This is a genomic window from uncultured Cedecea sp. (assembly GCF_947498825.1).
GTDB lineage: Bacteria > Pseudomonadota > Gammaproteobacteria > Enterobacterales > Enterobacteriaceae > JGM124.
The window spans coordinates 145,802-165,283 of the sequence record NZ_CANMLV010000003.1 but is presented as its reverse complement, the minus strand read 5'-3'; the positions used below and the strand labels follow the sequence as shown (position 1 = coordinate 165,283).

Sequence of the window (19,482 nt, the reverse complement as noted above, 5' to 3'; positions counted from 1 at the left end):
TTATTCTCCCCCCTTCTGCCGCAGGCTGTGGCGCAGATAAAACCAGGAAAGAGCCCCACAAATCAGCAGTGAAATAACACCTAAAGCATTCGCCACAGCATAATCACCGTACGAATTCACGCGAAAAGCCATATCAACGGTCAACATGGTCGGAGACCCGGTTCCTATCATCAGTGGAACAGAGAGGACTGACATCATCACCACCGTTGACAGGACTAATGCCACGCCAATAGCAGGCATCACCTGAGGCAGAATAATGCCAAATAAAATACGAAGTCGAGAGGCCCCCAAATTTCTCGCAGCCAGAATTTGCGCCTGTTCAAGAGAGGCCATCGCCCCACAAATTAACAGCGTTGCAAAAGCCAACTGTTTCCATACGAAAGTAATAATAATGCCCTTCCAGCCTAGCCAGGAAACCGTATCCATGGGAGTAACCCAGTCAGTTGCCACCAGCATATTATTCATCAGGCCATTTTTCGCCAGAAAAGTGCGCATCATCTGGGCGGCGACAATAAAAGGAATAAACAGCGGTAACCGGTATAAAAAGGCCAGGGCTTGTACAACGGGCTTACAGGGCGACAACGTAATGACCGCCGAAAGTGTAATCGAGATAACGGCAAGTAGCGCAACGGAAATCAACACGATAAGTACAGTGAACAAAATATCATTGGAGTAAAGGGTAAAAACTTTACTGAAATGTTCCAGGGTAAACAGTTGCGTTTTTGAGGTAAAGGCCGAGATCAGAGAGAAACCCAGAGGGTAGAGGAATAACACCACAATCATCAGAGCCGCCGGGCTCACCAGCAACAGATATTTTAGCGATAAGCGCATGATAAACCTTATAGCGATAAGAAAAATGCCCGGAGCGATACCTTATCGCTTCCGGACATCAGGAAATCATTAGTTACTGACCTGGCTTTCATATCCTTCTTTTATATCGTCAAAATAAGGCGCTATCGGGAAGCTTTTGCCATATTCAGCCAGCGCTTCTGGCGATATTTCAGCAAACAGTTTCTGCCATGTTTTCTCATCCAGTTTTGATTTCACATTTTCAGCATCAATACCCGGATACCAGTTGAACTGTTTAACAATTCCTTCAGCCTGTACTTCCGGACTGGTGGCCAGTTCAATAAATTCGCGAGCCAATTGCGGCTGAGCGGCCTTAGCAGGTGTTACGTAGTACATTGGTTGTCCTGGCATACCAGGGGCCAGCAAAGTCAGTTTCAGCGATGGCGGCAATTTGCCCTGATCTTTCCAGCTGTAGAACATATCGACCCATACCGGTCCCATCGTTATCTCACCGCGCGACAGCATATCGAGTGTTCCGGCATTGCCCGGGGTAAAGGTCACATACTTATTAAAATTTTTTAGCTTTTCGAATGCCTGAGGCCAGTTATTTTCCACACTTTTATCATAAGGCAGGGCTGATAAACGCTTAGCATCGGTACCATAGGCATAAATCCAGCCCACAACAAAACTCACGCCGGACATGCCGTTTTTAATGCCGTTATAGCCAAAAGCTTGCGGATTCTTTTCCGCCCATGTGACCAACTCATCATAAGAAGCAGGTGGCGTTTTCATCGCTTCGCTGTTCCAGGCAATCGCCGTCTGGCTTAAGAACATTGGCATCACATACCCCTCAACATTCACGCCAAGGGCATTTTTAGCGTTATCAGCACTGACCATTGAACCGGTTTTAATCTGCTGGCGATATTTTTCTAACAGTCCTTTTTCTACCAGTTCGCCGCCCGCTTTCTGATGTACCACAGCAACATCGATATCCCAGGTTTTAGCCCCGCTCTCTTTTTGAGCCGTTAACTTTTCAATCACTTTGTTCGAACCCGCATCACCGGGTCCTGTGCCTACCACTCTGACTTTTACGCCGGGATGCGTTGCTTCAAATTTTGGTCCCAACCAGGTTTTAACGTAATCCACCATATTTTGATCGCCTGCTGTGGCGACATTTAATACCGTTTCAGCTTGCGCAGCGCCGCTCAGAAATAATGCCGTAATCAGCGTGAGTTTTGTTTTAGTAAACATGAATTGCCCTCAGAGTAATAAAATAGTTTTAATGCGTATGATTGGTATTAAAAATATGCAGAGCGGCTGCTGGAACCTGTAATCTGACCGGAGAATTAATCGGCCAGCATTGTGGAGAATCAGCAAGAAACAGACGGTCTTGACAGCGAATTCCGTGACGATAATGATGTCCGAGAAAAGCATTCTGCTCGACAACGCCCTCAAGCGTTAGTCCCTTCTGCGGTTCATCCTGATTTAATTCTGAAAGCGCAACATCGGTGCTACGAAAATAGACCAAGCTTTCTTCCTGATATTTACCGTTCAGATTAAGATGGTATTTCCCGTTCATTTTTTTTGCTATTTCATTTAATGAAATACGATTATCAGCCCCCATGAAATCAGCCACAAATGGCGTTTCCGGACGCTGATAAATATCTTCCGGGGTACCAATCTGTTCGATATGACCATTATTCAGCACCACAATACGGTCCGCCATGACCAGGGCCTCCTGCTGGTCATGGGTGACGATGACTGAGGTAAACCCGAGTTTTTTTTGCAGTAATTTAATTTCTTGACGTACGCTTAAACGCACTTTGGCATCAAGGTTAGAGAGCGGTTCATCGAGAACCAGTACATCCGGCTCGATAGCCAGTGCGCGCGCCAGCGCCACTCGCTGACGCTGACCACCAGAAAGTTCGCTTATTCTGGCCTCGGCTAAACCACTCAGATTGACTACCTGTAATAACTCATCAACCCGCTGTTTAATATCATGGTTTTTCCATTTACGTAGCTTCAGTCCATAACCAATATTACGCGCTACAGATAAATGTGGCCATAAGGCATAACTTTGAAAAACCATCGTAATATTACGCTGTTCCGGCTCACTCATCGTAATATTTCGTCCGGCAACAACAATGCTTCCCTGCTGAACCGGAATAAAACCACAGAGTGCATTTAATAATGTGGTTTTCCCACAGCCAGAAGGGCCAAGTAAGGCGATCATTTCGCCTTTATTGACTGCCAGATTAATATCCTGCAGTACAACTTTGTCGCCATAACTTATTTTCAGTTGGGCAATATCCAGGTAGCTCATTACAGTGTCCAGATAGTCTGTTTAACTTTTTTGTGTCGATGAACACGTGTTCATTTATTTGTAAAAAAAATGAAACGCAAATCCGACACTATGTAAACCTACTCTGGCGTGTCTTTGTGACACTTTAATTAAGCGCGAAAAATTTTTTAGCGAGGAAAAATGAAAATCGATGTTCTCGGCTGTGGTAGTGCCTTCTCCCGCTGGCAAAATACTTCTGCGTTAAGCGTGACAGAAGGTCATCATCAATGGCTTATCGATTGCGGCCCGACTATCCCCAGAGCACTGTGGCAGCGCGGGGGAGATATCAATGATATTGATGCGATATTTTTTACGCACGTCCACCCGGATCATTGCTCCGGGTTAACGGCGTTACTCAATTACTGGAAAAGTTTTTCACGCCATAAACCGCTTCTCATCTACAGCCAGCCAGAGCAGCGCTCCGTGTTAATGCAATTAGCCGGGCTGGCTAACTGGCCTGCGACATCACTGAGCTTTGTGATTGAATGGCGTGATAGTACAGCTTGCTGGGACTGGCATCACTGGCGTATTCAGACGGCGGCGACACAGCATGAAATGGCTAACCTGGCGATCCGTATCGATATCGGTCAGGAAAGTCTGTTTTACAGTGGTGACGGGCGTCCGACATCTGAGTCGGTGGCGTTAATGGCGGGCTCTCAACTGGCTTTTCAGGAGTGCGCATCACTGACTGCATTGGCGCATGATGCTTCCCATGGTGACTTTCCTGGCTGTCTTGCCCTGTTTCAGCAGCAGGCCTTACCCAGACTGGGGCTGTATCACTGTAATGATGCTATCTTGCCAGCGCTGAAACAAGCCTGCCTCCCCTATCCGGGTCTGTTTGTCAGCGAGGACGGTTTACAATATGACATCTCTCAACAGCAGTTCTTTCATATCGAGTATCCGTTGTGAGTTCGCTACCTGACAGGCAGCATGTCACCGCCCAGGATGTCGCTCGTAAAGCTGGCGTTTCCCGGGCCGTAGTTTCCAGGGCCCTGAGTAATAACGGCAGTATTTCTCCCGCAACCCGCGCCCGAGTGTTACAGGTTGCAGAAGAGCTGGGCTACCAGGTCAACTTTTTAGCACAAGGCCTTAACCGTCAGCGCAGCCATTTAATCGGCGTTATTGTCTCTCGTATCAGCGATCCTTTTCGTAGTTCACTGCTGGATGGATTACTCAGTGAAATACAGCGCCACGGTTTTCAGGCACTGGTATCTGAAATTCATAATGAACAAGAACTGGCAGAGACCTTACGCAATTTCACCCAGTTCCGCGTTTCCGGCGTGATAGTCACTTCAGGTAAACCTCCAGAAGCGCTGGTCAATCAATGCGTACAGCTGCACATTCCGGTGGTCGGGATTAATCGTCAGCCTGATATTCCCGGTGTCGATTATGTCTGTTCTGATAACGAGGCTGGCGCAACCCTTGCGGCTTTGCACCTCATACGCGCAGGCTTTCATCGTTTTGGCTGGTTGAATACCCAAAATTCAACCTGGGCCGGGCGAATGCGCGGTGAGGCTTTTGCTCAAGCCTTAAAACAATCGGGTGTGAATATCAAACATCATTTAGTCTCTTTAGTGGCGAAGCAGGAAGGATACCAGGGGGGATTTCTGGCGGCAGAAAAAGTCGGGCTGGATATTCAGGGAATATTTTGCGCCAACGCTCAATTAGCCTGTGGTTTCCTCGACGGAATGCGCAAACGAGGTAAACATGCCCCGGAAGATTTTCAACTGATCGGCTTTGATAATACACCGCAAACCGAGCAGTATAGTTATCCGCTAACAACACTACATCAGGATATTACGGAGTTATCCCGGCAGGCACTTGCCCATTTGCTGGCTCGTACCCGCAACCCGACCCGGCCCTCACAAACCTCCTGGGTTAAGGTGTCATTAATTTATCGGCGCACATCGCCATCCGTTTGATAAGAGCGAGAACTATGACAGAGCAACAACAACAAGGGTTATGTGATTTAATTCGCCAGTTAGGAACCAAAGCGCAAGCATTACGGGATGCCGGACTACAAATTGAAAGCAAAGGTCGCCAGGATTTCGTCTCTGAGGCAGATGTCTATGTTGAAAGAGTGCTGAAGCAATGGTTAGCTGAGCAATTCCCCGAAGATGGTTTTCTCGGCGAAGAGAGTGGTCTGGTTGCCGGAAAGTCAGGCGTCTGGGTTCTTGATCCGATAGACGGTACCACCAACTTTATCCGCGGAATGGACTATTGGTGTATTTCGCTCGCCTATGTCCAGCAAGACAGTATTGAGTTGGGTATCATTTATGCCCCTGACCGCCATGAATTTTTCTTTGCTCGTCGCGGCGCCGGTGCTTTTCTCAATGGCAAGCGCCTGGTCTTACAGGAACCCGCCGCTGATGCGGTAGTGGTGGGAATGGGACGTTCCAGTCGCACCACGGTGGCACGTTATACTCAAACGCTTGAATCGGTACTTAATGACGGTATCGAATACCGCCGTTTTGGTGCCGGTGCGCTCATGCTGGCACATGTTGCCTCAGGTCTGGTTCATGCTTATTACGAAGAATATATTAATAGCTGGGATGTTCTGGCAGGACTGCTGCTTATCACTGAAGCAGGCGGGAGCAGTAACGCCTTCTTAGAAAATGACGGATTACTGGAAGGTAATGTCGTATTGGCGGGTTGTACAGGAGTTGTATCCCGACTTTCTCTGCTCTTGCCATCCCTAAAACAATAGCGCTATTTGCTGCCTGATAAGGCAGCAAATTTTCTCTGTCACCGTCAAAAAACATACCTGATATAATCAATCATCAACCGAATATACGTCAGCAAGATATCGTTTTAAAAGGGATAATTTATGCTCCAACAGAAGCGCTTTACCGCCCTGTTAAGCAAGCTCAGTATGCCATTAGTGTTGTCTGGACTGGCGTTAGCTATCTCAGGGAATGTACAAGCCACTCAGATACCAGAGGCGGTCAATTTTACTCATAAAGACTGGGATCTGGTTTGCGATAATACCCTTACCTGCCGTGCGGCGGGCTATTCATCTGATGATACCGATCCGGCGGCAACGGTGTTAATTACCCGTGAAGCAGGCGTTGCGACGCCCATCGCCAACCGAGTCATGCTGGCAGACTATGATGGTGAAACTGCCCAGAATAATCCCGGAACACCGCTATTACTGATCGATAAAATCTCTCAGGGTCCCTTATCAACTGTAGATGGTGACAGCTGGAAAATGAACGACACTCAGTTCAGCGCTTTTAAACAAGCCCTTCTGCGTGATAACACCATTAGCTTTAAAGATAATATCAATGAATATCTGTTTTCCGGGGCAGGCTCCAGTGCCGTATTTCTGAAAATGGACGATGTTCAAGGGCGTCTTGATACCCCCGATGCCTTGATAAAAAAAGGGAACGCCAGCGAAGCAAACATCAAACCTGCTGTTGCAGTGCCTGTTATTGTAAAAGCCCCTGTGGTTGATACTGACAGTCGGGATATGACTGCTGAGGAAGTTGCATTGATTAAACCGCAGATCCTTGCACTGAAAGGTTCGACCGCCGATTGCGATGAAGAGTTGCTTGCTGAAACCTGGCAGATAGCCAGCCTGAATAGTGAAAAATCACTCGTCACTGTACCTTGCTGGCGAGCAGCCTATAACAGCGGGGATGTCTATTATGTTATTCGTAACGATATGAGCATTCCACCGCTAGTCGTGACTGACAGTGCCACTGACTATGAAGATGGCTTACTCTCCTTTGCTATCAAGGGTCGTGGACTGGGCGACTGCTGGAGTTACCAGCAATGGGTCTGGGATGGTCAGCAATTTGTTGCCAGCTCATCAGGTAATACCGGACGTTGCCGTTTGATTCGGGCAGGTGGCGCCTGGGATCTTCCCCAGCGGGTGACACATACTGTGCCTCAGGAGTAATTTTCTTACCAGAAAAAACGGCTCAACCAGCTGACCCTCTGTTTGAGCCGTCGCTACGGCAACGAAATTAGTTATGGTTGAAACTAACGCCATCCTCGTCTGACAGCGGAATACTGACAGGATGTTTTTCAAAGTATTCCAGGGTGCGTTTGAAGTCGTCGACCAACAAAGAAGCAAGATCTAAACTGACCCCGTGGCGGACCAGAATGCGTTGAATGATCAAGTCCTCACGATTAGCGGGCATTGAATAAGCCGGAACCTGCCAGCCACGACTGCGTAACTTGTCAGCAATATCATATAGAGAGTAACTCACTTTCGCCCCGTCTTTGATTTTCCAGGCCAGAGCAGGAATACCCTCTTTACTGTTGCCATCGAAAAGCATTTCAAATGGCCCCAGTTTTTCAATTTCACGCGCCAGATATTGAGCGGTGGTATAACACGCATTATGAATTTTAGCGTAACCATCACGGCCCAGGCGCAGGAAATTGTAGTACTGAGCAACAATCTGCCCGCCGGGGCGAGAGAAATTAAGCGCGAAGGTTGGCATATTGCCACCCAAATAGTTGACGTTAAAAATCAGCTCCTCAGGCAAATCTGTCGCTTCTCGCCAGACAATCCAACCTGCGCCTAAAGGTGCCAAACCAAATTTATGGCCAGAGGAATTCACCGACTTTACACGCGGTAAGCGAAAATCCCACTCAAGTTCGGGGGCACAGAATGGTGCCAGGAAACCACCGCTCGCGCCATCGACATGAACAGGAATATCTAAACCAGTCTCAAGCTGTAATTTGTCCAGAGCATCATTTATCTCTTTAACCGGCTCATACTGACAGGTGAAGGTCACTCCTAAAGTGGGTACCACGCCAATGGTATTTTCATCCGCACGCTTCAGGACTTCTTCTGCGTTCAGTATCAGACGATCTCCTTCCAGAGGCACTTCACGCAGTTCAACATCAAAATAACGTGCAAATTTATGCCAGCAGATTTGTACTGGACCGCAAATTAAATTGGGTTTATCGGTCGACAAACCTTGAGCGATACGTTTTTTACGCCACTGCCATTTTAGTGCCAGCCCGCCCAACATGGCAGCTTCTGATGAACCAATCGTGGAACAACCCAGGGTATTTTCCGGATCCGGAGAGTGCCATAAATCTGCGAGCATCCGTACACAGCGGCTTTCCAGTTCTGCGGTTTGCGGGTATTCATCTTTATCTATCATATTTTTATCAATAGATAAGTCCATCAGCTCCCGAATTTCGTCATCCACCCATGTCTGGCAGAATGTCGCTAAATTTTGGCGCGAATTACCATCAAGCATCAGTTCATCGCGTACGGCGTTGAAGACGTTACGCGGATCTTGTTCTTCCGCCGGAAACTGACTTTTGGGTAATCTCTTGGACAGGTCAAGCGATCCATAGACATCATCCAGTTCACTGTACTTTGAAGATGCTGATTTCTTATTCATGTTCATAATCCTCCGCCCGCTAAGTGTTCACTGCCTGATTAATTGATATCCTCCCCGTCCTAAAGAGCGGGAGTTTCTAATGCGTTCAGAGCGGAACCTGAATCATCTCTGTAGGTTCCGGCTTCAACGGACTGCCTGATTATACCCTCCCTCCAGAGATAAGCTCGGCATCTCTTGCCGCTAAAATGACTCATACTCACGATGTAACGGCTATTCGTTACCAGGATAAAGACAGCCCCCAGCTCTCCATCAGCCCCGGTAATTGTGACAACAAATAAAGCACCAAGCCTATCATGCCCCCCACCAGAGTACCGTTGATACGGATAAACTGAAGATCTTTGCCAATATTAAACTCAATGTGATCCGCGAGCTCTTTACTGTCCCAGCTATTAACGGTGTCGCTAATATGACGTGTAATAAAAGCGGCAAAATCGGGCGTCATACGCCGCACCGCCAGTTCCAGATGTTCATTCAGTGAAACTTGTAATGCTTTGTCGCTTAACAGCGTTTCACCAAACCATTGTCCGGCCAAAGCGATACGCTGCTGTACTTGAGAATCGCCACTTGCACTGTCCGTTTTTAACCAGCGACGTAAATCGTTCCATAATTCACCGATATAACGATTAAAGGCTTCGTCATCTTTAAGATAACGTTTGATGCTCTCTGCTTTCGCCATCATATCCGGAGAGGATTTTAATTCAGTAATAAAGCGCTGTACCGCTCTGTCAAACCCTTGACGGATCTGGTGTTGCTTGTCATGGGTAATATCATCAAGTAAACGATTCACTGCATCAGAAACCCACTCGGCACTCTGCTCTCCCAGCCATTCTGTCGGTAATAATTTCGCTTTACGTGGATGTTCGCTATTAAGCCAGGCGGTTATCTGACCGGCAATAAACGCACGGCTACTCGGTTTTTTTAATAACCCCAGTACCTGCCCAATCAGTGCATCAAGCAATACCTGGTGGCGATGATGTTTCGTCATACTCTCCAGCAGAATAGCGCCCGAGTGGCTGAGATCGAGATTATCAATCGCTTTATGGACACCACGGCGCAACAGTTTTTGGATCTGCGCATCATCAGTAAGATCCAGAAAAGTTCCCATGATATTCAGCAAGTATTTTCCCAGCAGGTATGCGTTTTCAGACTTATTTAGCCACACGGCCAGCAACTGCACTGGCTGATGACGACGGATCAGCGAGATGAGCGACTGCGTATCAAGAAACTTTTCCTGAATAAAAACGCCAAGGTTAACGGCTATTTTTTCCTTATTACGTGGAATAATAGCGGTATGCCTGCCAATGAACGGCAATCGTACTGGGCGAAACAAAGCATGCACGGCAAACCAATCTGCCATCGCACCAATCATGGCTGCCTCAGAGACAGCCTTCCCCGCCAAGACCCAGAAATTAGCCGGCAGGAATAACGTAGTAAAAAAGGTAGCGGTTGCCAGTAATAGCAGTGACAGTGCGAGTCGCTTCGCCTTTTTCAGTTCAATTTTTTGACGTTCAGTTTTGTATTCCATCATTTCATTTTAGTCCTGATGATGAGAAACCTCGAGCAATCCGTGTTGGCATTTATATTTTTCGATTACTTTCACACTCATCGATGACAGCAGATATGTTTGAGCATTAATCTGTTAATTAATAATATTATAAACATCCTCGCCATACTTCAAGTTGCCGGCGTTGCTTACAAAATGTTGTCGAATCGCAGATGGGATATCTTTAGCTATTGTTATAATTACGTGACGCCTGCAAACAAATCAAATTATTTATTAAATCAATTTAAATATACCTAAAATAATTCGAGTTGATTGTAGGCGAAAAAATTACAGAAAACCGTTCATTTCAAGAAAATGCACAATACATCCATTGACTTAACCTTTCATTAATGGAACCATGAATAGATAATATGTGGATTAAATCTACTTACTTAACTAATGGAACGATTATTATGAAGCACATGGCTATTATATTATTTATTCTGCCGTTGACCGGTTGTGAAGTATCTCCAGGTAAATTATCTATATCATCGGGCAAAGAGGACCCTGTATCATTAATACAAGAATATGATCCTAATAAATCCATACGGTCAGAAGCATATTATAATCCACCACGTCTTATGCACCAAGATGAAACACTATCCAGTATAATTAATCAGCGTTATCAGAAAATAAAAAACAAAAAAAATACAATCGATTTAAAAAACAAAAAAAACGCAACCGGGTTAAAAAAACTCCCAACACACAATATATTAATAGATGATGTGAATGGCTCATAGCCAGACATTCTATAATTAATCCCTGCATAATAATACGCAGGGTAAGTATCTTATGTAAATAAAGAAACCCGTTTATTTTATAAAGCCTTCTTAAGTAAACATATATACCCTAAATAATTCGAGTTGCTTGTAGGCGCAGAGTCAATCCTGGCGATGAGCATAGATAAACTATGTGATTCGGCGTGACTCATGCACGCAACACCCAAGCAACTTGAAGTATGACGGGTATAAATCACATTACAGTCGATAACATATTAATGTTATCAAAAAATAAAAATACACTCAGCCATAACGCATTCAGAGATCAATATTGATATGAAATTAATTCTTTTGGTATTTATTTCTTTCGGATTAACAGGCTGCAGCATGCTGTACTCCAGCGTTAACCCGCCATTATCCGAACGCTCTAACGATGAACTCTGTCAGTTGCTTGGTACTTACAATGATATTGGTTCATATGTTCTAATGATACATAATGAAATAGAAAAAAGAGGCAAGATAATTAATCATGAGCGATGTTTCTCGCTGGAAATGACACACAGAAAAAATGGTTTATCCTTTGATAAAAAGATCCCAAATATTTCCTCTGATACCGAAAAAACTGACATAAATGTTAACTACTCTGTTGATCTGTTATCACCTCTCTCACCCTAAGTAAGCTAACCCCGTCACGTTAGATTATTTTTATCAAGTGTACTTTAGAGAGATGCGTTCCCCTCCCTGGTTATGATATATCTCCAGGAAGAAAAAATATCGTCATTGATTACAGCAGATATTAGAAACATCGTCAGCGGGTTTGCACAATCATGAGCTTTCCTCGACAATAGATTTTTTATTTTCGGGCCAACACCACATGGATAACTCTTATCAGGCGCTGGTAAGCGCAGGCGGTATTTTATTGCTGGCTTTCCTCTCTTGTTTACTGCTCCCAGTCCCGGCATTAAGCGTGACGTTAGCTCAACAACTGGTTGAAACCTTACACCTGCTTGATATGAATCAGCTGTATATACTCATTTTTTGCGTCTGGTTCCTGATGCTTGGCACTATTGAGTATTTTGTTATTCGCTTTATCTGGCGCCGCTGGTTTTCAATTCAGCGTTTGTAGCCGATTTGTTACTGACGACTCCCGGGTACACCCGGGATAATGCCTCTATGGTCCTACCAATCATTTTAAAACTGTGTTCCCTGCGCCAGATCGCTGAAAAACTCTTCCTGTATCATTGCCATTGATTAACACAAAGGTAACCATCGGTTATCTTTTTAGCAGCAGAGCATTTCGGTCCTACCAATTATCACCTATTCACAGAAAACCTGTCTGGATGATTTGATGAACAATCGTGAACCCCGTCTGACTGACAAAGTCGTACAGCTTATAAAATCACGGATACAGGAGCAGGGACTGGAAGCCGGTATGCGCTTACCTGCCGAACGTCAGCTAGCCCGTGAACTGGTTTGTTCGCGATCAATCTTGCGTGAAGCAATTCAAAAACTGGTGGGAGAAGGTGTACTGGTCAGTCGCGCCGGTGGGGGAACTTTTCTGTGTTATGAAAAACAGTCCTGGTCAGAACAGAGCCTGGTACAACCCCTGAAAACACTGGTAGAAGAGGATCCCAGTTACCGACTGGATATTATTGAAGCCCGCCATACCATCGAAGCCAGTACCGCCTGGTATGCTGCATTACGGGCGACGCCAGAAGATAAAGAGAAGCTGATGGCCTGCTTTGATGCCACGCTGAAGTTTAAAGAAAGTGATGATCCCGCGCTCGCCGCCCAGGCTGACGTCCGGTTTCACCTGGCCATTGCTGAAGCCTCGCATAACTTGGTTTTGCTCCAGACGATGCGTGGCTTCTTCGATTTACTGCAATCCTCGGTGCAGCATAGCAGGCAACATATGTATACCACTCCGGCAATTTTCACCCGGCTTACTGAACAACATGATGAATTACTCCAGGCTATTCTTGCCGCAGATCCTGAGCGCGCAAAGCAAGCGGCCCAATTACATTTAGGTTTTGTGCATGCCACTCACAAAACTCAACAAGAAGATAGTGCCCGGCAGTCACGTGTAACCCGCCTGCCGGATGACAATAATGCAGTCACAAGGGAAAAGAAGTCATGATTATTTCTGCCGCAACCGACTACCGAGCCGCCGCTAAACACATTCTGCCCCCCTTTTTATTTCACTATCTTGATGGTGGTGCTTATGCCGAGCATACCCTGCGTCATAATGTTGATGACCTGGCAGATGTGGCACTGAAGCAACGCGTGCTGAAAAACATGTCTGAACTAAGCCTTGAAACAACCCTGTTTAATGAAAAACTGGCGATGCCCGTTGCCCTGGCCCCGGTTGGGCTATGTGGCATGTATGCCAGACGAGGAGAAGTTCAAGCCGCTCAGGCTGCTGCAGAAAAAGGGATTCCTTTTACTCTGTCGACGGTATCGGTCTGCCCTATCGAGGAAGTTGCACCTGCTATCAGCAGGCCTATGTGGTTCCAGCTTTATGTGTTGAAAGACCGGGGTTTTATGCGTAATGCCCTGGAACGGGCGAAAGCGGCGGGTTGTTCAACGCTGGTTTTTACCGTTGATATGCCAACACCTGGCGCACGCTATCGCGATGCGCACTCGGGTATGAGTGGGCCTAATGCTGCAATGCGTCGTTATCTGCAAGCCGTCACTCATCCACAGTGGGCCTGGGATGTTGGCCTTCATGGTCGTCCCCATGATTTAGGTAATATCTCGACCTATCTTGGTAAACCAACCGGCCTTGAAGATTATATAGGCTGGCTGGCCAATAACTTTGATCCCTCAATTTCCTGGAGTGACTTAGAGTGGATCCGTGAGTTCTGGGATGGACCAATGGTGATTAAAGGTATTCTCGATGCTGATGATGCCCGCGATGCGGTCCGCTTCGGTGCCGATGGCATTGTGGTTTCTAACCATGGTGGCCGTCAGTTAGACGGCGTGCTCTCTTCTGCCCGAGCATTACCCGCTATTGCCGATGCAGTTAAAGGTGAAATTGCTATTCTGGCTGATAGCGGCATTCGTAATGGATTGGATGTGGTGAGAATGATTGCCCTCGGCGCAGACAGCGTATTACTGGGACGTGCTTTTATCTATGCTTTGGCGACTCATGGTGGTGCAGGTGTGACAAACTTGCTGAATCTTATTGAGAAAGAGATGCGTGTCGCTATGACGCTGACCGGAGCAAAGTCGGTTGCTGATATCACAGCTGATTTACTGGTTCGTGAAGGTATTAATCTTCGTCAGAATTAATATTGTCGGACCCACGCTTCCCTTTAAACCGGGGAAGCGTAAGGCCAAAAGCAATAACTACTGAATCAGCGTATTCAAACGCGTAAATATTCCCGGATCGCTGGTATGACGAATCAGTTGAACCACATCTTCGAGTTTTTCGACCTGACTTATCATCTGCTCAAGTCGCTTATCATCCGCAACCTGTAGCCAGATTCGACTGTGTAGCTCATCATTAAGTGGCAGACACAGAATGCCTTCGACGTTGAATGCCCGACGCGCAAACAGACCACAAATATGAGACATCACACCGGGATGGTTACGCACCGTAAGTTCCAGAACAACGGTTGATTGCTGCATAATTACTCTCCAATCATCTCAATATTAGCAGCGCCTGGTGGCACCATCGGATAAACTTTCTCATCAGTATCAATACGTACATGAATCAAACAAGGTCCCGGACGTGAAATAGCCTCCTGCAAAGCAGCAAAAGGATCGGCTACTGCATTTAAGTCACAGGTTGCCAGACCGAATCCACGTGCAATAGTCAGAAAATCAATCGTTCCCGGATATGTGGCCGCGAAAACATTTTGCTGATAAAACAACGTTTGCTGTTGGTGCACCAAACCTAATGCCTGGTTGTTCATCAGAATAATTTTCACATCCAGTTGGTTTTCTGCCGCTGTCGCCATCTCCTGGATATTCATCATCAGGCTACCATCGCCGGTGAAGCACAAGACTTTCTGGGATGGATTCGCCAATGCAGCACCTACCGCGGCCGGTAAGCCAAAGCCCATCGTTCCCAGTCCGCCCGAAGTCAGCCACTGACGAGGACGATTGAGTGGATAAGCCTGAGCCACCCACATCTGATGCTGTCCAACGTCTGTTGTGATAATTGCCTGGTCATCAACGCAGGCTGCTGTCGCACGGATCAAACCATAAGGCATTAAAGGATTATCAGCCCCCGGCATCGCAAACGGAAACTCACGCTGTAAATCACTGACTGTCTGGCGCCATTCTGTGCGAGATTGAGCCTCGATATGTGGTGTGAGCTGGCTTAATACTTCGCTGACATCACCCTGAATAGCAATATTGGCCTGTTTAATCTTGCCTAATTCAGCGCGGTCAATATCGACATGGATTATCTTCGCATTCGGACAGAAAGCTTCTGTTTTGCCAATTGCCCGGTCATCAAAGCGCGCGCCGAGAACAATCAGTAAGTCAGCTTCCTGAAGAATAAAGTTTGTGCTGCGCGCCCCGTGCATTCCCAGCATCCCTAAGGATAACGGATGATTCGCAGGCAAGGTCCCCAATGCCATCAGGGTCATAGTGGTCGGTAAGTTTGCCTGTTCTGCCAGAGCACGAGCCTGCTCTGCAGCACCGGCACTGATGATACCGCCCCCCAGATACAATACCGGGCGTTTAGCCTGATTAATCATGGCAGCCGCATCGGCAATGATCTGACGTTCAACGGCAACTGGCTTCAGGATGTCGGCTATCGCGGGAAGTTCACTGATATCAATTTCAGCCGTTTGAACATCTTTAGGAATATCAATCCATACTGGTCCCGGACGCCCGGACTGAGCAATACGGAAGGCATCAGTAAACACTTGTGGCAGTTCACTGATATCACGCACCAGATAGTTGTGTTTGGTGACAGGAATAGAAATGCCGTAGGTATCCACTTCCTGGAATGCATCCGTGCCAATCATCGCGGTAGGCACCTGACCGGTAATACAAATTAAGGGGATAGAATCGAGACGAGCATCAGCGATAGCCGTCACCAGATTGGTCGCACCGGGTCCGCTACAAGCCAGACAAACAGCAGCCTTGCCACTGGTGCGAGCCATTCCCTGAGCCATAAAACCTGCACCTTGTTCATGACGCGCCAGAATATGACGAATAGAACCACTTTGGCTGAGAGCGTTATAAAGCGGAAGAACGGTCCCCCCCGGAATACCGGTGACGGTAGAAATACCATGATGCTCCAGCATTTTTACGATCAGCTGCGCACCAGTTATACGTTGTGTGGGTGTGTCCGAAATTGCCATGCTCCAGTCCTTCTTATTATTCGTCGGCTGACTTACTGGGCAGGCACTAAACAAGAAACCCCGCCCGGTTTGCGCCGGCGGGGTTTGGAATCGATGCGTTGATTCAGTCCCTACGGCGCGTTGCCGACGACCACCACCACACGCACGACGACTACCGCGGCTGGTAGCGCGGTAACTAGTAGTCGAGAGGTATAATGTTGAGTGGTCATGGGGTACCTGAATCCTTATTAAAAGTCGTTATTGATACAATCACACTCATTCACATCATACAACTGGAATTTAACCTTATAGTTATAAATGTGATCGGTATAACACTTTGATGTATTGGCAGAAGTGAAGTGCTTTTTACACTACAGATTATCATAAAGGGCAATCAACATAAGTTTTTCATATGAATGACGCAAAGATAACATAAGTTTTTCATATGACTTTATACATCACATCCCAAGGATAACAATCCGTTAACAATACTCATAATAAACACTTATATCTACTATTGAGAAAGTAATATTGTTAATCAACACACTAAAACCATATCAGACCATATAATATCTCACCATAGATTAAAAATATCAGAATATATAAAAGGTATTAAAGGCAAAATGCGAGATGATATCCCTACTATCACCCGTTAAACATAATAATGAGTGGCAATAAAAAAAGGTTGTTCGTCGCATCCGGCTGATAGGTAATAAAAAACATGAAAACGGATCTATAACAATGCAAAGCCAGATAAATAATGAACAAAAGGCGCCTGGGTGGCATTAAAAACCACAAAATAGAAATATAACAGGATAATTTATCAATAAATTCGTTTCCCCTTCTCAGATAACATAAGACTTTGCATTGATAACCTATCCACTATTTGATTTAATCGCAGCGGTAGCGTTCTGGAAATACTACTTTAATTTTTGATGATATTGCCGTCATTACGGGCTGTTATTGGTGTTTGAAAAGGATAATTTCTCCCCGCCAGTTCATTTTTTTTCTTTGCTGAAAAAAACTGCTTGATGTCCATTTATCAGAAAATGTTATAGTCAAATCACGAATACAGAAATTGATTGCACACCAACAACCGTTTATCAGAGGAATTAATTAGTATGCCGCAGTTGTTAACTCTCGAAGATTTCTTATCCTCCGTTCAATCACGTGACCCGCATCAAGTTGAGTTTGCTCAAGCCGTTCGAGAGGTAATGACCACACTGTGGCCTTTCCTGGAAAACAATCCACAGTATCGCCAGCAGAGCCTGCTTGAGCGTCTGGTGGAACCTGAGCGTGTTATTCAGTTCCGGGTGCCGTGGGTTGATGACAAAAATCAGGTCCAAGTTAACCGTGCCTTCCGTGTACAGTTCAACTCAGCGATCGGTCCATTCAAAGGCGGTATGCGTTTCCATCCTTCTGTTAACCTGTCAATCCTGAAGTTCCTGGGCTTCGAGCAAACGTTCAAAAATGCTCTGACAACCCTGCCTATGGGTGGCGGTAAAGGTGGCAGTGATTTCAATCCGAAAGGCAAAAGCGAAGGCGAAATCATGCGTTTCTGCCAGTCACTGATGCTGGAATTATACCGTCACTTGGGTCCGGATACTGACGTTCCTGCGGGTGATATCGGTGTAGGTGGTCGTGAAGTCGGTTATATGGCTGGTATGATGAAAAAACTGTCCAATAATACCGCTTGCGTATTCACCGGTAAGGGATTGTCATTTGGTGGCAGTCTGATTCGTCCGGAAGCAACCGGTTATGGTCTGGTTTACTTTACTGACGCCATGCTGAAACGCCACGGTCTTGGTTTCGAAGATATGCGTGTTTCGGTATCGGGTTCAGGTAACGTTGCTCAGTATGCTATCGAAAAAGCAATGGAGCTGGGTGCTCGTGTTATTACTGCGTCTGATTCCAACGGTACTGTGGTTGATGAAGCTGGCTTTACCACCGAGAAATTAGCGCGTCTGTGCGAAATTAAAGCCAGCCGTGATGGCCGTCTGTCTGATTATGCTCGTGAGTTTGGTCTGACTTATCTTGAAGGTCAGCAGCCATGGGGTGTTCCGGCGGATATCGCTCTGCCATGTGCAACACAGAATGAGCTGGACGTTGAAGCAGCCCGCGTACTGATTGCTAACGGCGTTAAAGCGGTGGCAGAAGGTGCCAACATGCCAACGACTATCGCAGCAACCGACCTGTTTATTGAAGCCGGCGTATTGTTTGCACCAGGTAAAGCCGCTAACGCGGGTGGCGTTGCGACTTCCGGTCTGGAAATGGCTCAGAATGCGGCGCGCTTTAGCTGGAAAGCTGAAGAAGTTGATTCTCGTCTGCAGCACATCATGCTGGATATTCACCACTCATGTGTTGAATACGGCGGCGAAGGCAAGCAAACCCAATACGTACGTGGCGCAAATATCGCTGGTTTCGTTAAAGTTGCTGATGCCATGCTGGCTCAGGGCGTACTCTGATTTCTGGTCTGCCGGGGTCGTTCTGAACCCCGGCTAACCGCAAAAATACCTGCTGATTTATAGCAGGTATTTTTTTGCCTGCTATTTATCAGGTCAGTTCAGGAGGGTGAAGAGGATCTTAAGATGATAACTGCTGGCTCATCTCATATTGTTTAATCGGCTCTTCAATAAAACCGCAAGATAAGAACAAGGGGGATAACGATTCAGGTATCGCGACGGCTGTAGATAAATAGCCAAATTTTTCACGCAACAACATCAGTAAGGTTTTTGCCTCTCCCCGTCCGCGAGCATGAGGCTCAACATACAGCATACGTAATTTTGCGGGATCGCCAGGAATAACCATTCCATAAGCAACGTCATCGAGCGTGAATGCTTTACCCGGTAATTTATACAGCGTTTCAGCCGCACTTAGCCAAGGCAAATGGTGATGAGGGTCGGCCATCATTTTACGGGCCATATACAGAGGAGCTATTTCAATTAATTGTCCAGCGGATTGAGTCGCTGGAAGTGACGGAGCATGAAAACCTATAAGTGTTTGCTGTATGGTAAATCCCATCCGCTGGTAGAGAGCAACACCACTCTGATTGTCAGTAATGACTTCAAGAAAAAAGGTCTTATCATTTCGCTCATGCGCAGCATCAATCAATTGTTGAATACAATGTTTGCCCAATCCTTGGCCACGTAGTGCTGGACGAATAGCAAAAGCAGCGAGACGACAGGTTCTCCCACGGCGGGCAATTAAAGCAAGAGCAACGGTTTGTCCCTCTTGAAGCCAGACCAGACTGTCATTCAGGCTAATATCTTCAGCAGCAAAACGAGCGACAAACGCATCTCCCTGGATGGTGAAAGGGGTCATATACCCTTCAAAACAGGAAGTCAGAATCGCTGCCAGTTGATAGCTGTTCCAATATGCAGCCGTCGTGCAAGTGATAGTGTCGAGCATGATGTCTCCCAGAATA

The 19,482-nt window shown here is 46.5% G+C and carries 18 protein-coding genes; 9 read left to right on the top strand and 9 right to left on the bottom strand.

Features of this window, described 5'->3' with window-relative positions; translation table 11 throughout:
• From Q1A40_RS05795 to Q1A40_RS05785, 3 genes are all read right to left on the bottom strand, one after another.
• Nucleotides 1-831, bottom strand: a complete 831-nt coding sequence (locus tag Q1A40_RS05795; protein ID WP_299998501.1) for an ABC transporter permease — start codon at nucleotides 829-831, stop codon at nucleotides 1-3.
• Between the two features lie 69 nt (nucleotides 832-900).
• Nucleotides 901-2,040: an extracellular solute-binding protein gene (locus Q1A40_RS05790; protein WP_299998500.1), complete on the bottom strand. Its 1,140-nt coding sequence runs from the start codon at nucleotides 2,038-2,040 to the stop codon at nucleotides 901-903.
• A gap of 28 nt (nucleotides 2,041-2,068) precedes the next feature.
• Entirely contained in the window at nucleotides 2,069-3,112 is a 1,044-nt protein-coding gene (locus Q1A40_RS05785) for an ABC transporter ATP-binding protein (RefSeq protein WP_299998499.1), read from the bottom strand.
• Nucleotides 3,113-3,271: 159 nt separating this feature from the next.
• Between Q1A40_RS05785 and Q1A40_RS05780 the strand changes: the two genes are divergently transcribed.
• The 4 genes from Q1A40_RS05780 to Q1A40_RS05765 all read left to right on the top strand — a co-directional run bounded on the left by Q1A40_RS05780 (nucleotide 3,272) and on the right by Q1A40_RS05765 (nucleotide 7,031).
• Nucleotides 3,272-4,039 (top strand): MBL fold metallo-hydrolase, encoded by a 768-nt coding sequence (locus Q1A40_RS05780; protein WP_299998498.1) that lies wholly within the window; start codon nucleotides 3,272-3,274, stop codon nucleotides 4,037-4,039.
• Entirely contained in the window at nucleotides 4,036-5,052 is a 1,017-nt protein-coding gene (locus Q1A40_RS05775; protein WP_299998497.1) for a LacI family DNA-binding transcriptional regulator, read from the top strand. The genes Q1A40_RS05780 and Q1A40_RS05775 overlap by 4 nt, the downstream gene beginning before the upstream one ends.
• Before the next feature lie 14 nt (nucleotides 5,053-5,066).
• A complete protein-coding gene (locus Q1A40_RS05770; RefSeq protein ID WP_299998495.1) occupies nucleotides 5,067-5,837 on the top strand; it encodes an inositol monophosphatase in 771 nt (256 codons plus the stop codon).
• A 120-nt stretch (nucleotides 5,838-5,957) separates the two neighbouring features.
• A complete protein-coding gene (locus tag Q1A40_RS05765; RefSeq protein WP_299998493.1) occupies nucleotides 5,958-7,031 on the top strand; it encodes a DUF1176 domain-containing protein in 1,074 nt (357 codons plus the stop codon).
• A gap of 67 nt (nucleotides 7,032-7,098) precedes the next feature.
• Here Q1A40_RS05765 and Q1A40_RS05760 read toward each other — a convergent pair whose 3' ends face one another.
• Nucleotides 7,099-8,496, bottom strand: a complete 1,398-nt coding sequence (locus Q1A40_RS05760) for a glutamate decarboxylase (RefSeq protein ID WP_299998491.1) — start codon at nucleotides 8,494-8,496, stop codon at nucleotides 7,099-7,101.
• A gap of 217 nt (nucleotides 8,497-8,713) precedes the next feature.
• The gene (locus Q1A40_RS05755) at nucleotides 8,714-10,021 is read right to left on the bottom strand and encodes a DUF445 family protein (RefSeq protein WP_299998591.1); all 1,308 of its coding nucleotides are present in this window, start codon (nucleotides 10,019-10,021) and stop codon (nucleotides 8,714-8,716) included.
• 389 nt (nucleotides 10,022-10,410) lie between these two features.
• On the opposite strand from Q1A40_RS05755, the gene Q1A40_RS05750 reads away from it, so the two are divergent.
• From Q1A40_RS05750 to lldD, 4 genes are all read left to right on the top strand, one after another.
• Nucleotides 10,411-10,779 carry a hypothetical protein gene (locus Q1A40_RS05750; protein ID WP_299998489.1) on the top strand — a complete coding sequence of 123 codons (369 nt, stop codon included), beginning with the start codon at nucleotides 10,411-10,413 and terminating at the stop codon, nucleotides 10,777-10,779.
• An 853-nt stretch (nucleotides 10,780-11,632) separates the two neighbouring features.
• Nucleotides 11,633-11,884 carry a DUF1158 domain-containing protein gene (locus tag Q1A40_RS05745; protein ID WP_299998487.1) on the top strand — a complete coding sequence of 84 codons (252 nt, stop codon included), beginning with the start codon at nucleotides 11,633-11,635 and terminating at the stop codon, nucleotides 11,882-11,884.
• 222 nt (nucleotides 11,885-12,106) lie between these two features.
• Nucleotides 12,107-12,895: a transcriptional regulator LldR gene (gene lldR, locus Q1A40_RS05740; protein WP_299998486.1), complete on the top strand. Its 789-nt coding sequence runs from the start codon at nucleotides 12,107-12,109 to the stop codon at nucleotides 12,893-12,895.
• Nucleotides 12,892-14,049 carry an FMN-dependent L-lactate dehydrogenase LldD gene (gene lldD, locus Q1A40_RS05735; protein ID WP_299998485.1) on the top strand — a complete coding sequence of 386 codons (1,158 nt, stop codon included), beginning with the start codon at nucleotides 12,892-12,894 and terminating at the stop codon, nucleotides 14,047-14,049. Before lldR ends, lldD begins: the two co-directional genes overlap by 4 nt.
• 57 nt (nucleotides 14,050-14,106) lie before the next feature.
• Here the strand turns inward: lldD and ilvN are convergent, their stop codons facing one another.
• From ilvN to ivbL, 3 genes are all read right to left on the bottom strand, one after another.
• Nucleotides 14,107-14,388 carry an acetolactate synthase small subunit gene (gene ilvN, locus Q1A40_RS05730; RefSeq protein ID WP_299998483.1) on the bottom strand — a complete coding sequence of 94 codons (282 nt, stop codon included), beginning with the start codon at nucleotides 14,386-14,388 and terminating at the stop codon, nucleotides 14,107-14,109.
• A 2-nt stretch (nucleotides 14,389-14,390) separates the two neighbouring features.
• The gene (gene ilvB, locus Q1A40_RS05725; protein WP_299998482.1) at nucleotides 14,391-16,079 is read right to left on the bottom strand and encodes an acetolactate synthase large subunit; all 1,689 of its coding nucleotides are present in this window, start codon (nucleotides 16,077-16,079) and stop codon (nucleotides 14,391-14,393) included.
• Between the two features lie 110 nt (nucleotides 16,080-16,189).
• Nucleotides 16,190-16,288, bottom strand: a complete 99-nt coding sequence (ivbL, locus tag Q1A40_RS05720; RefSeq protein ID WP_299998481.1) for an ilvB operon leader peptide IvbL — start codon at nucleotides 16,286-16,288, stop codon at nucleotides 16,190-16,192.
• A gap of 891 nt (nucleotides 16,289-17,179) precedes the next feature.
• On the opposite strand from ivbL, the gene gdhA reads away from it, so the two are divergent.
• The gene (gdhA, locus tag Q1A40_RS05715) at nucleotides 17,180-18,523 is read left to right on the top strand and encodes an NADP-specific glutamate dehydrogenase (RefSeq protein WP_299998479.1); all 1,344 of its coding nucleotides are present in this window, start codon (nucleotides 17,180-17,182) and stop codon (nucleotides 18,521-18,523) included.
• A 118-nt stretch (nucleotides 18,524-18,641) separates the two neighbouring features.
• Here gdhA and Q1A40_RS05710 read toward each other — a convergent pair whose 3' ends face one another.
• Nucleotides 18,642-19,466 carry an N-acetyltransferase gene (locus Q1A40_RS05710; protein WP_299998477.1) on the bottom strand — a complete coding sequence of 275 codons (825 nt, stop codon included), beginning with the start codon at nucleotides 19,464-19,466 and terminating at the stop codon, nucleotides 18,642-18,644.
• Nucleotides 19,467-19,482: the final 16 nt, after the last annotated feature.